This window comes from Sphingopyxis sp. (genome assembly GCF_035998905.1).
Taxonomy (GTDB): domain Bacteria; phylum Pseudomonadota; class Alphaproteobacteria; order Sphingomonadales; family Sphingomonadaceae; genus Sphingopyxis.
Genome location: NZ_DASYHG010000015.1, coordinates 15,606 through 28,181 on the forward strand (window position 1 = coordinate 15,606; position 12,576 = coordinate 28,181).

The 12,576-nt window shown below is 64.2% G+C and carries 11 protein-coding genes; 1 reads left to right on the forward strand and 10 read right to left on the reverse strand.

Features of this window, described 5'->3' with window-relative positions; translation table 11 throughout:
- Nucleotide 1: 1 nt before the first annotated feature.
- The 5 genes from VGN62_RS05545 to VGN62_RS05565 form a co-directional block, all read right to left on the reverse strand.
- Nucleotides 2–646, reverse strand: a complete 645-nt coding sequence (locus VGN62_RS05545) for a GntR family transcriptional regulator (RefSeq protein WP_293646756.1) — start codon at nt 644–646, stop codon at nt 2–4.
- A 191-nt stretch (nt 647–837) separates the two neighbouring features.
- Nucleotides 838–2,151, reverse strand: a complete 1,314-nt coding sequence (locus VGN62_RS05550; RefSeq protein WP_231729164.1) for a tyrosine-type recombinase/integrase — start codon at nt 2,149–2,151, stop codon at nt 838–840.
- A 114-nt stretch (nt 2,152–2,265) separates the two neighbouring features.
- A complete protein-coding gene (locus VGN62_RS05555; RefSeq protein ID WP_327452287.1) occupies nt 2,266–2,919 on the reverse strand; it encodes a YqaA family protein in 654 nt (217 codons plus the stop codon).
- 94 nt (nt 2,920–3,013) lie between these two features.
- On the reverse strand, nt 3,014–4,606 hold the full coding sequence (gene purH / locus VGN62_RS05560) for a bifunctional phosphoribosylaminoimidazolecarboxamide formyltransferase/IMP cyclohydrolase (RefSeq protein ID WP_327451686.1): 1,593 nt from the start codon (nt 4,604–4,606) through the stop codon (nt 3,014–3,016).
- Nucleotides 4,607–4,804: 198 nt separating this feature from the next.
- Nucleotides 4,805–5,830 (reverse strand): phytase, encoded by a 1,026-nt coding sequence (locus tag VGN62_RS05565; protein WP_327451687.1) that lies wholly within the window; start codon nt 5,828–5,830, stop codon nt 4,805–4,807.
- A 183-nt stretch (nt 5,831–6,013) separates the two neighbouring features.
- Here VGN62_RS05565 and VGN62_RS05570 point away from each other — a divergent pair, with 183 nt between their 5' ends.
- Nucleotides 6,014–8,359: a TonB-dependent receptor plug domain-containing protein gene (locus VGN62_RS05570; protein ID WP_327451688.1), complete on the forward strand. Its 2,346-nt coding sequence runs from the start codon at nt 6,014–6,016 to the stop codon at nt 8,357–8,359.
- 216 nt (nt 8,360–8,575) lie between these two features.
- Here the strand turns inward: VGN62_RS05570 and VGN62_RS05575 are convergent, their stop codons facing one another.
- From VGN62_RS05575 to VGN62_RS05595, 5 genes are all read right to left on the reverse strand, one after another.
- Nucleotides 8,576–10,354 (reverse strand): heparinase II/III family protein, encoded by a 1,779-nt coding sequence (locus tag VGN62_RS05575; RefSeq protein WP_327451689.1) that lies wholly within the window; start codon nt 10,352–10,354, stop codon nt 8,576–8,578.
- A 3-nt stretch (nt 10,355–10,357) separates the two neighbouring features.
- Nucleotides 10,358–11,029, reverse strand: a complete 672-nt coding sequence (gene rpe / locus VGN62_RS05580) for a ribulose-phosphate 3-epimerase (protein WP_327451690.1) — start codon at nt 11,027–11,029, stop codon at nt 10,358–10,360.
- 87 nt (nt 11,030–11,116) lie between these two features.
- Nucleotides 11,117–11,359: a hypothetical protein gene (locus VGN62_RS05585; protein ID WP_327451691.1), complete on the reverse strand. Its 243-nt coding sequence runs from the start codon at nt 11,357–11,359 to the stop codon at nt 11,117–11,119.
- 2 nt (nt 11,360–11,361) lie between these two features.
- Nucleotides 11,362–11,565: a toxin-antitoxin system HicB family antitoxin gene (locus VGN62_RS05590; protein ID WP_327451692.1), complete on the reverse strand. Its 204-nt coding sequence runs from the start codon at nt 11,563–11,565 to the stop codon at nt 11,362–11,364.
- A gap of 9 nt (nt 11,566–11,574) precedes the next feature.
- Nucleotides 11,575–12,477 (reverse strand): SPFH domain-containing protein, encoded by a 903-nt coding sequence (locus VGN62_RS05595; RefSeq protein WP_327451694.1) that lies wholly within the window; start codon nt 12,475–12,477, stop codon nt 11,575–11,577.
- Nucleotides 12,478–12,576 lie beyond the last annotated feature (99 nt).

A 12,576-nucleotide genomic window follows, 5' to 3' on the forward strand; every position in this document is an offset into this window, starting at 1 on the left:
CTTAAACCACAACCTCAAATCTGTGCCATTGGCCCTGACGGCGGACACCGATGTGTGATTCTGCCAGCCCGCGCGCGCGGGCAGGAGATTTGGAAGCGATCGCCTCAATGATTTCATCATGTTCACGTGCGGTATCGGCCATGAAATGATTGAAACCACCGGCTTGGTTGATGAAGAAATCAGACATGTCAAAATTGCTGTTCTGCCGCGCGTCGAGAAAGGGCGACTGAGCCATATCGTGGATGAGCTGATGGAAGGCACGGTTGAGTTCGCAATAAATTACCGCGCTGCGCGGCTCGTCAAAGTCGATCGTGAGAATACGTGCTTGCAGCGCGCGCAAATCGCGCGTTTGCGAATCGGTCCGACGCGCTGCCGCCAGTTCCGTCAGCAGTCCCTCGAGCCTTTCAAACATGATATAGAAATCTGCGATCTGGTCATAGCTTGGATTTATCACCTCGCAACCGACCTGCGGAATTATGCGAACAAATCCTTCCGAACTCAAACGGTTGAGCGCGGCCATGATCGGCTGGCGGCTCGCTCCGGTATCGCTCACAAGATCCTTGACCGACAGCCGCTGGCCAAAATTATATTGCGCGCCAACCATTCGGCTAACGAGAAGATCGTAAATTTCATCCTTCTTGTTCACTCGAATTGTCTCCAACTTTGGCGCTGCTACGCACGCCGCGAATATCCCCCTTGATTCAGCAAGAACGCAAGAGTCAGTCGTTGGCGAACGGATCCGGCTGCAAGAGCTGTTCGCAACGGAAATCGACAGATTCACTCTGCATATTTTGTTCGGCGCAATCGATCGTGGACAGCAAGTCTTTTTATAAGCGCTTACCATGCGCGATCACGCGCCATATTCGCCAAACGAATGATCGCCGCCAGATGATCGTTCCAACTCTTCATTGCTTCGCGCTTCTCGTCCTTCCAGTCGTGGCGCTGGTAGATACCGGCGACGCCCGCGCGGGAACCTCCGACGTGATTGAGCACAGCTTCGGTCACTTCAAATCGAACGCCTAGCCGTTGAAACCCGGTTGCAAGAGTTCGTCTCAAGTCATGCAGTCGCCAGTCCGGTAACGGTTCGCGGCCGTCTTGCGACATAAGCAGGTCGAGCTTGATCTTGCCTTTGCTATATCCGGTGAACCTTCCGCCCCTGGAGGTCGTGAACATCCTGCCGCTACGCGGCCAGATAGCCGACCCGGCAACCTCGTCGAGGATCGCAACTGCAAGTTCGTTGAGCGGAATTCGGTTGGGCTCGCCATTCTTTGCCCGTTCGCCGGGCAGGGTCCATAGGAGATCTTTACGGTTGAGTTCCTCCCAACGCAGCGACGAAACCTCCTCTCGTCGCTGACCGGTGACGATCAGAAGGCGGATGATGGGTCCGAAACAGGAATGCGTGTTTGGCGCCGCCATCCAGATGCGGCCAAGCTCCTCGTCTGAAAGCCAGCGATCGCGAGGTTTGACCGGGGGCGGGGTTTCCATGCCTTCCATCGGACTCCGATCGATATCTCCCCGGCTGACGGCCCAGCGCAAAAGGCGGCGCAAAACAGCGAAGACGTTACGGATATTTGCGATCTGCGCGCGCGGCATGCGGTCGAAGACGGCAACGATGTCGATTCGCGTAAGATTGGGAAGGGGCTTTGATCCCAAGACCGGCTTTACATGCAGCTCGAGGCTGCGCTTGACGAGGCGCCTCCAGCCTTCTCCAACGCAGGCCTCAGCGAAGCGATCAGAGTAATTATCGAAGGCTAGATCGACCGACTCTCGCCGTCGTTGCCGCTCTGCTTCGCCTGGATCGATTCCCTGGGCGATCAGAATAGCCAGTCGCTCCGCTTCGGCTCTGGCGGTGGCTGGCGTCCATGGCGAGCCATGGCTGCCTATCGTGTAGCGACGCGTCTTAGATTCGCGACCGCCCATTCGGAATTGCAACACGTAAGACACGGCGCCAGCTTTGGTTCGCTTTGCGCCAAAACCCTTTATGCTATCATCCCAAAGAATGTCATGTTGCCCGCTCGAAATGAGAGCATCGACCGACCGTTTTGTGATCTTTCCGCTTGCCATAAATTGGTCTCCCAATACGGCGTTTCCAGCAATCACCCGGCAATCACCGTGGCGGAAATTGCCGCGTAATTGGGGAAAAGATAGCATAGGGAGTGGCTATAAAAAACTAGCCTTTTCAACCCTATAGCACTCCTATATACGCCTCCAGCGAAAATACATAGCTCCGGTGATGGGCCCCTGCCTTCGCAGGGGCACAGCTGCCTACTTCCGGTCCAGCCCGATGCTCTCCAGCGTCGCGCCGCTGCACTTGTCGGCTTCCTTGCTCTGGCCGTCGCCCGACAGCGCGCCGATCGCGAGGAAGCCCGCGACCACCGCGACCAGGAACGCGCCGGTCACCCAGATCAGATATTTGTCGATGAACGCCTTGATCGGCGCGCCGAACAGCTGGAACAGGATTCCGACGAGCATGAAGGAAAAGGCCCGGCTGGCGAGGCTCGCCCACAGGAAGGTCCAGAAACTCATGTGGATGAAGCCGGCGGTGATCGTCAGCAGCTTGAACGGGATCGGCGTCGCGCCCTTGATCAGGATGATCTCGGCGCCGAATTCGCGCAGGTAACAGGCGGCCGGCGGGAAGGCGTCGGTCAGCCCGAGCACGCCGAGCAGCCACAGCCCGACGCTTTCATAAAGGAAGAAACCGATCCCATAGCCGAGCACCCCGCCCGCGACCGACGCAAGCGTGCAGATGATCGCATAGCGCACCGCCTTTTTGGGGTTCGCAAGGCACATCAGCCCAAGCAGCGGGTGCGGCGGGATCGGAAAGAAGCTCGCTTCGACGAAGGACACCAGCGCCAGCCAGAACTCGGCGTGCGGATGCGCGGATTTCTCCATGGTCCAGTTATAAAGGTTCTGGATCATGGACTTGTTACGCGGTTTGGCGGTCATGCTGGTCCTTCGGTGCGCGAGGTGCGCCGCGACTCTATGCCGTTCGGTTCGACCGAAGTCGAGCCGGTCAGTGGCGGAAGTGGCGCATCCCGGTGAACACCATCGCAAGCCCCGCTTTGTTCGCCGCCGCGATCACCTCGTCGTCGCGGATCGAGCCGCCCGGCTGGATCACGCAGGTCGCGCCCGCCTCGACCGCCGCGAGCAGCCCGTCGGCGAAGGGGAAGAAGGCGTCGCTGGCGACGGCGCTGCCGACGGTGCGCGGGCTGGCCCAGCCATGCGTTTCAGCGGCTTCGCGCGCCTTCACCGCGGCGATACGCGCGCTGTCGCGGCGGTTCATCTGCCCCGCACCGATGCCCGCGGTCGACCCGCCCTTGGCATAGACGATCGCGTTCGACTTCACATGCTTGGCGATCGTCCACGCGAACAGCGCGTCGGCCAGCTCGTCCTCGGTGGGCGCGCGGTCGGTGACGACCTTGAGGTCGGCGCGCGTGATCCGGCCATTGTCGCGGCTCTGCGCGAGCCAGCCGCCGGCAATCGTCTTCATCATCAGCCCGCCGCGCGCCGGATCGGGCAGCTCGCCCGTCAGCAGCAGGCGGAGATTCTTCTTCTTCGCAAACACCGCGCGCGCATCGGCGTCGGCGTCGGGCGCGCACACGACCTCGGTGAAGATGCCGCTGATCGCCTCGGCGGTCGGCCCGTCGAGCGGCCGGTTGACCGCGATGATGCCGCCGAACGCCGACACATCGTCGCATTTCAGCGCCGCGTCATAAGCTTCGGCGATCGTCGCGGCGGTTGCGACGCCGCACGGGTTGGCGTGCTTGACGATGACGCACGTCGGATCGGCCTCGCGGAATTCGGCGACGAGTTCGAGCGCGGCGTCGGCGTCGTTGATATTGTTATAGCTGAGCTCCTTGCCCTGCACCTGCTCGGCCTGCGCGATACCGCGCGCCGCGGGGCCTGCGGGCAGGTAAAGCGCCGCCTTCTGGTGCGGGTTCTCGCCATAACGCAGCTCGGTCGCGAGCTTCGCGGTCAGCGGCAGCGTGTCGGGGAAGAGCTTGCCCTGATCGGCAAAGGCGAACCAGCTCGCGATCATCCCGTCATAGGTCGCGGTGTGCGCAAACGCCGTCGCGGCAAGGCGCTTGCGCAAGGCGAGCGTCGTCGCGCCGCCGTTGGCATCCATCTCGGCAATGACCGCGGCATAATCTTCGGGCTCGGTGACGATGTTCACGAAGGCGTGGTTCTTCGCCGACGAGCGCACCATCGCGGGGCCGCCGATGTCGATATTCTCGATGATCTCGTCGCGCGCCGCGCCCTTCGCGACGGTTGCGGCGAAGGGGTAGAGGTTGACGACCACCAGATCGATCGCGCCGATGCCATGTTCCTCCATCGACGCGACATGCGCCGCATCGTCACGGACGGCGAGAATGCCGCCATGAACCGTCGGATGGAGCGTCTTGACGCGGCCGTCCATCATTTCGGGAAAGCCGGTGAGGTCGGAGACGTCGAGGACGGTATGCCCCGCCTCGCGCAGCGCCTTCGCGGTGCCGCCGGTCGAAACCAGCTCGACCCCGTGGCGGACGAGCGCGGCAGCAAGCTCGGCGAGCCCCGCCTTGTCGCTGACGGACAGGAGGGCGCGGCGGACGGGAATCAGGTCGGTCATGGGAAGGGCGGCCTTTGAGGATGGGAAAGACGCGGCCCCCCTAGGCGGGTGCGCCCGCTATCGCAAGCCGCGTTGGCGCAGAAAAGCACCGTATCCCCGCGAAGGCGGGGGCCCATCTCCCGTGGGTTCAAGGCAGCGCCTGCGGAAGATGGGCACCCGCCGTCGCGGGTGCACACGGCTTATCGGGTCACTCGGGGCTTACAATCCCAGCGCCGCGGCGATCCGGTCCCAGCGCACCAGTTTGAAGTTCTGCGCCTTGGGCGCGTTGTCGCCGTCCTGCGCAAGGAAGATGCCGTCCGGATAGTCGGGCCCGAAATTGCCCGCGACCGCTTCGATCCCGTCGGTCTCGCTCGTAGCGCCGAACGCGCCCGCCGCGACCGCAAAACGTCCGACATACTCCACGCCGGGCAGGCGGAAGACCGCATAGCTATTGTCGCCCTGGCTCGACGCGATCAGGTAGCGCTGTCCCTTGTGGTCGATCGTCGCAAGGCCTTCGACGTCGGCGACGAGGCGCTGGTTGTCGACCGGCGCGACGAGGCGCGCGGTCGCGGTGTTGCCGTTCGGGACGAGCTGCCAGATTCCCGCATCCTCCTCGCCGACATAGAGCGTGTCGCCGTCGAAGACGCAGCCTTCGGACTGCGTCGGAATCCTATATTCCCACTGGACGGCAAAGTTCGGCGTCGCGCCGTCGACCGTCAGCGCGCCGACACGCACCGTGCCGTCCTTGACGATCAGCGCCGCGGTGATCGGCGCGCCCGGCGCGGTCTTCTTGAGGCAAAGGCCATAGGCTTCGCCCGTGCCCGCCGCCGCGCGCCCGAGCGCGACGATCGCGGGCTTGTCGGCGTCGAGGCGGAATACTGCGAGATGCGCGTTCACTCCGTCGTTGCGATCGCTCGCGACGATGATGTTGCCCGCAACGTCGACATTGTTGACCAGGCCCGCCTTGGTGAAGGCGATATCCTTGCCGGCAAGGTCATAGACGTGCAGCCCCGCCTTCTTGTCGGTCGCGACGATCAGCGCGCGGTTCGGATTGGCGGGATCGACCCAGATCGCCGGATCGTCGGCAGCATCGGCGCGTCCGGTCCCGACGGGTTCGGTTTCGCCGCTCGCGGTCACCTGAACGGGCGGCAGGCCGAAGAATATGGGTTCCTTTGCCGCGCATCCCGCAAGCGTCGATGCAAAAACGAGCGAAGTCAGCAGCTTCCATTTTCCGTTTGCGGCCATGTCGATTTCCCCTGTTTTCGATTGCGTATCGCGCAGCTGGCGCGCCCCGTTCCAGCAAAGACGTCCGGCGTCAATCCCACAATATTTCCGTCACTTAACTGTCATCAAAGCGTCATGTCCGTCGCCGCAAACTGTCACACGTCCCCCCTAGAGGCCCGGCAACCAACAAGGGGGTACGACAAGATGATTCGACGTTTCAGCCTGCATAACGCCGCCGCGCTCGCCATCGCCACGGCGCTGGTCGCCGTCCCCGCCGCCGCGCAGGACGTCGCGCCGATCGTCGACGAAAGCGGCGACGGCACGATCACCTCGGCGCGCGACATCGTCGTCCTCGGCAGCGTGGGATATCGCAACCGTAGCGAAGACCAGGCCGAACCCGTCATCAGCTACGACAGCGAATATTTCCAGCGCTTCGAACCGCTGACCGCGGGCGACGCGCTGAAGCGCGTGCCGTCGGTCACCTTCCTGTCGGACGTCATCGAAAGCGACGGCGCGCGCCTCCGCGGCCTGCCTCCCGGCTATACCCAGATCCTGATCAACGGCGAGAAAGTCCCCGGATCGAACGCCGACCGCAGCTTCTTCCTCGACCGCATCCCCGCCGAGCTGATCGACCGCGTCGAGATCGTCCGCTCATCGTCGGCGCGCCGCACCGGCGACGCGGTCGCGGGCACGCTCAACATCAAGCTACGCGACGGTTATGAACTCGACGGCGGTTATCTGCGCGCGGGCGGCCTCTATTATGACGACAAGGAACTCGAACCCAGCATCGGCGGCGTGTTCGGCGGCGCGCTCGGCCCGGGCCGCTTCCTCATCGGCGGCAATTTCCAGGGCCGCCACAACCCCAAAAAGAAATATTCGCTGCGCTACAGCGATTCGCCCGAGAATAATCCGAACTTCGCGACCGACGACTTCGACAATCGCGAAGACCAGACCGATACGCGCGACGGCAAGGATTATTCGTTCAACGCGACCTACGACATCAAGGGCGACACGACCGATTTCTCGTTGAGCGGTTTTTACGTCCACACCGATCGCACCGAGACCGAGCGCAGCTTCGAATATAATCACCCGACGAACATCAACGGTCCGGTCCGCGCGACGCCGCCGGGCAATCTGACCGTCGACAACGCCAATGTCGCGAAGATCAATCAGGATAATTACAGCGTCAACGGCAAGCTCGCGCACCGCTGGTCGGCGGGCGAGACGAGCCTGAAGATCGGTTACGCCTGGTTCGACGAAGACCGGTTCGAAACCGAATATGAGGTCGAATTCGACCGCGCGCTGCCGCGCTTCACCGGCGACCAGACGCGCACCGGCATCACCGACAAGGAATTTTCGGTTCGGCTGGAACATGAGTTTGAGCTGGGCGAGAATACCAAGCTGCTCTTCGGTGGCCTGTGGCAGGACAAGGACCGCGACACCTCGATCACCGAAGCGCCGCGCGACCGCTACAACCTGACCGCCGCCAATCGTCAGGGTTACGACCAGTTTTCACGCAATCCGACCGAGTTCGTTCGTACCTTCGGCGCCTTCGTGCCCGCCGTCGGCGGGATCAACACGATCGAGGAAAAGCGCCTCGACGGCTTCGTGCTGATCGAGGGCGATATGCCCGGCGTGAAGTGGGAAGCGGGCGTGCGTTACGAAACGACCGACCTGACCATCGACGACCTGACCCCGCCCGGGACGCGCATCGACAATGACTATGAAAAGCTGCTCCCCTCGGCATCGGTGAAGATCGACGTCGGCGCGCGCGGCCGCGTCACCGCCTCGGTCGCCCGCACCAGCCGGCGCCCCGAATTCAATTTCCTCTCGCCCGCGACGCTCGAGGAAGAACTCGGCGACAACGACCTGCTCGGCAATCCGCTGCTCGATCCCGAAACCGCGTGGGGCTTCGACCTCGGGTATGAGCACCGCCTCGGCCGTTCGGGCATCGCGGGGATCAATGTCTTCTACCGCAAGGTCGAGGACCTGATCGAGCTGACCAACACCGGACCGATCGTCGGCCGTCCGGGCGCCTTCACCTACCAGCCGCAGAATATCGGCGACGGCAAGGTGTGGGGCGTCGAGTTCGACCTGTCGACCGACCTTGGTTTCATTGGCCTGCCCGACACCGGCGTGTTCGGCAATGTCTCGTGGCTCGACAGCAAGATCGTCGACGAATTCGGCGAGCGCCGCTTCAACGGCCAGAGCAAATATGTCTACAACTTCGGCGCGATCCAGGACATTCCGTCGATCGGCGCCGCGTTCGGCGCGACCTATCGCAAGCAGGGCGGTGCCTTCGACCGCACCGTCGGCGAGGAGGTTTTCACCAGCTATGGCGCCGATCTCGAAATCTTCGTCGAAAAGCGGTTCGGCAAGAGCTTCACGATCCGCGCGGTGGGCTCGAACCTGCTGAATGGCGCGAAGCGCGAGACGTTCAACAAATTCACGACGATCGCCGACCAGAAGGACCGCAGCTTCGACGAATATGAACTCGAAAGCGAAAAGGCCGGTCCGGTCTTCCAGCTGATGGCGCGCTACGCCTTTTAAGAGGGTTCCGACAGCCGACGCTCAGTCCCTTGGGCGTCGGCTGCTGGAAATATATGCGTTGCGTGTCGCCATTGGGGTGGTGAGCGGACGCTCTCTCGCCCTCATTCGTCATCCCGGACTTGATCCGGGATCCATAGCGGCGCTGAAGTCATGGACCCCGGGTCAAGTCCGGGGTGACGAAGAATGAGACGGCCGCAACCGGTCTAAAGCGGGCACCTATCCGATATGCTTGAAAATCCAGCCGATGCTCGCGCCGCCCGCGGGCGCGGTGCCGGTGACGACGATCTGTTCGGTCGGGTGCGGCCGGCCTTCGCCGTCGACCCACAGGCTCGGTTCGATGTCGAGCCCGCCTTCGGACGTGCGAAACTGCCACAGCGGGCCGCCGTTGATGCGGAGCAGCGCGCCGAGCTTGTCGGCGGTCAGGCTCGCCGAGATATGCGGGCCGAGGTGGAAGCGTAGCGTGAACCCCTTGTCGCCCTTGCGCCGCGTGCGCGGGGCGGGAAGCAGCATATCCTCGCCGCGCAGCTCGCGCCCGTTGGGCGAGAGGATCAGCAGGCGGCGGTGGATCAGGCCATGGCGCCGCGCATAGCCGTCGTGGCTCATCTCGACCCGGCTGCCCTGCGGCGTCTCGCGCCGGTCGAGTTCGACCTCGGTCACGCCCTTGCCGAGCGAGCCATTGGGCAGGATCGCGGTCGAATTGCTGTCGCCGAGCGTCAGCGTCGAATGCGCCGCGGTCGTGCGCAGCCCGCGTGCGAGGTCGGCGGGGATCGTCGCGCCGGTCAGCGCCGCGCCGCCGCAATTGACGACGATGCGCTCGTCGCCGTCGCTTAGTTCAAAGGCGAGGGTCGAGGCGCAGCCCGCCTCGGTCACGCGGGCGATGGGCGGCGGCGCCGCGTCGGCGAGCAGCACGACCTTGTTCGCGACGAGCCGCTGGTACCCCCAGTCGCGCGCCTGCTTGAGCGGGCGCGTGCGGATGCCGCTCGCCGCGACGATCGCCTGGATCGTGGCGGCCGACGTCGCGCCGCTACCCTGCCAGCTCCCCATCCCGCCGTCGCTGTGGGTCAGGCCGAGCAGCGCGGGCACCGTGCGCGCGAGCACTTCCTGCACGAACGGCGGCACCTCCATGCGGCGCATGTCGTATATTTTCGCGAGCATCGACAGCGCCATGATCGCGTCGAGCTGCGCCTGCGGCGAGCGCGAGATATTGCCGCCGTCGGCGTAGAAACTCGTCTCCAGCACCTTGCGCAGGCCCGCCTCGCCGAACACCTGCCGCGGTTCGCCGCCGGGCATCAGCAGCGACGCGGCGACGATCCCGACCCACGCGACCATCTGGCCGGTGCCCGGCCGCGTCTTGTCGGCGACGCGGTCGAGGTGGCGCGCCGCGCGCGCGAGATGGTTGAGCACCGCCGAACGATAGACAAGGTCGCTCGACGACAGGATGAGCGGCGCGTGGCACGCCCAGAACAATATGCGCCAGGCGGTATTGTCGGCCTTCCACGCGGGTTCGCTCACCGTCTCGCCATGCGTGCCGAGCCAGTGGCGCACGACCGCTTCGGCGATCGGGGCGCCGTCGGCGCGCGAACCGGTCGCGGCGAGGTCGCGCAGCCAGGCGAAGCTGTGCAGATAGTCGGCAAAGGCTGGCGCCACCGCGAGTGAGGCGAAGTCGAGCTCGCCGAGCGGCAGCTTCAATCCGCGGTGGAGGAAATGTCCGGCGCGGATCGCGGTGCCCGCGCGCGCGTCGCCCGGCACGGGATCGGTCGGCACGCCGAGCAGCTTGAGCGGGAAGCGTCCCTTCAGGCGGAAGGCGTGGAGCGGGGTGCGCCAGGTCAGCCGCGTGATCGCATTGGCGACGCGGTCGCCGAGCGAAAGCCCCTTGTCGGCGGGAAGGCGGATCAGCCTTTTGCCGGGCTCGATCGTGTCGTCGATCGGCGCGGCCTCGTCACCGGAGTCGAGCGGTGTGTCGGCGGGGGCAGATGTCAATGGCCTCCCCTTCATCGATCAGGCCCCGCGCAAACGCCGGATATTGTCGGCATAAGCGTCGGGTCCGCCCTTGAAGGTCGCGGTGCCCGCGACGAGCACGTCGGCCCCCGCATCGATCGCCAGCGGCGCCGTGCCCGCGTCGATGCCGCCGTCGACCTCCAGCCGGATGTCGCGGCCCGATTTCTCGATCATCTTCCGCACCGCCTCGATCTTGCGGAGCTGGCTCGAAATGAAGCTCTGCCCGCCGAAGCCGGGGTTCACACTCATGATCAGCACCAGGTCGATGTCGTCGATCAGATAGTCGAGCATCTTTGCCGGGGTCGCGGGATTGAGCGACACGCCCGCCTGCTTGCCGAGCGACTTGATGTGCTGGACGGTGCGGTGGATGTGCGGCCCGGCCTCGGGATGGACGGTGATGATATCGGCGCCCGCCTCAGCGAAGGCGTCGAGGAAATGATCGACGGGCGAGATCATCAGATGGACGTCGAAGGGCAAGGTCGAGTGCGGGCGCAGCGCCTTCACCACCATCGGGCCGATCGTGAGGTTCGGGACATAATGGCCGTCCATCACGTCGATATGGACCCAGTCGGCGCCAGCGGCCTCGATCGCGCGCACCTCTTCGCCAAGGCGCGCGAAATCGGCGCTGAGGATCGAGGGGGCAATACGGACGGGAGCGGTGGCGGCGGTCATAGAGACCGGCCTTAACCATCTAGTGAGTCGGGGGCAAGCGGAGCAGGGCCGCTATCGACAGCTATCCCCAAATAATGTCGCGCGGACCTATCGCCAGCGCCACCCGCCCTCGGTCTTGGCGCGATAGATCGGCATCGGGGCCAGCCCCGCCAGCACGACCGCGATCGTCATCGCCACCGGCCGGCCCTGCAGCACCGTCGCCAGCCCCGTGATCATCGCAATATGGAGCGCGAGGAAGAACCAGCCCTCCCAGACCATCGGCAGGCCGGTGCCATAGCCGCGGCGCTTGGCGCGAAACCAGGGCCCCTTGCGCATGAACAGGTGCAGCATGATCAGCTTTCCTCTTTCGGGGGCCGCCCGCGCTTGGGCGCTTCGGATTGCCCGACATTCACGCCCCGCCGCCCAAGCGCCTCGCGAAGCAATATCTCGATCTCGGCATTGGCGCTGCGCAGCTCGGCCGCCGCCAGCCGCTCGATCGCCGCGTAGAGCGCGGGATCGAGGCGGAGGGCAAAGGCCTTCTTGGACTGCACAGCCATCGTCCGGCCTCAGTAGAGCGAGCCGGTGTTGACGACGGGCTGCGTATCGCGTTCGCCGCACAGGACGACCATCAGGTTCGACACCATCGCCGCCTTGCGCTCGTCGTCGAGGTTGACGACATTCTTCTCGGACAGGTGCTGGAGCGCCATTTCGACCATCGTCACCGCGCCTTCGACCAGCTTCTTGCGCGCCGCGATCACCGCTTCGGCCTGCTGGCGGCGCAGCATCGCGCCCGCGATTTCCTGTGCATAGGCGAGGTGCGTCAGGCCGCATTCGTCGACGGTGATCCCCGCGACTTCGAGCCGTTCGATCAGCGCCTTGCGCAGTTCGACCCCGACCTCGTCATGATTGCCGCGCAGCGTGACTTCCTGATGCTCGATATCGTCATAAGGGTAGCGCGAGCCGATCGAGCGCACCGCGGCCTCGATCTGCGCCATCACGAATTCCTTGTAATCGTCGACGTCGAACAGCGCCTGCGCGGTGTCGGTGACGCGCCATACGACCTGCGCCGCCATCTCGATCGGATTGCCGCGCAGGTCGTTGACCTTGATCTTGTCCGAAATCACGTTGTTCGCGCGCACCGCGATCTTCTTGCGCGTCAGCCACGGCAGGACCCAGCGCAGCCCCTCTTCGCGGTCGGTGCCCTTATACGCGCCGAACAGCTGGATCGCCGCCGCCTCGTTCGGGTTGATCAGGTAGAAGCCGCAAAGGATCAGCAGGCCGACGATCGCCGAGGCGACGACGACGATCCATTTCCACGCGACCATATATTCGGCGTTGGCGTTGGTGATCCCCGCCCACGCCGCGAGCCCGAGCAGCAGCAACCAGATGAAGAGCATCAGATAACCGCTCTGCGTGGCGGCGCGCGTCTCGCGACTGCGGTTCAGCGCCGGTGTCCCTGTCTCGACCATGTTTCCCTCCGAATCACTCGATATAATGATGATATCATATTTATATCGAATTGAGCCGCGGTCAATCGGGATTTCGGCGAACCCGGCCGGTGACGGTTT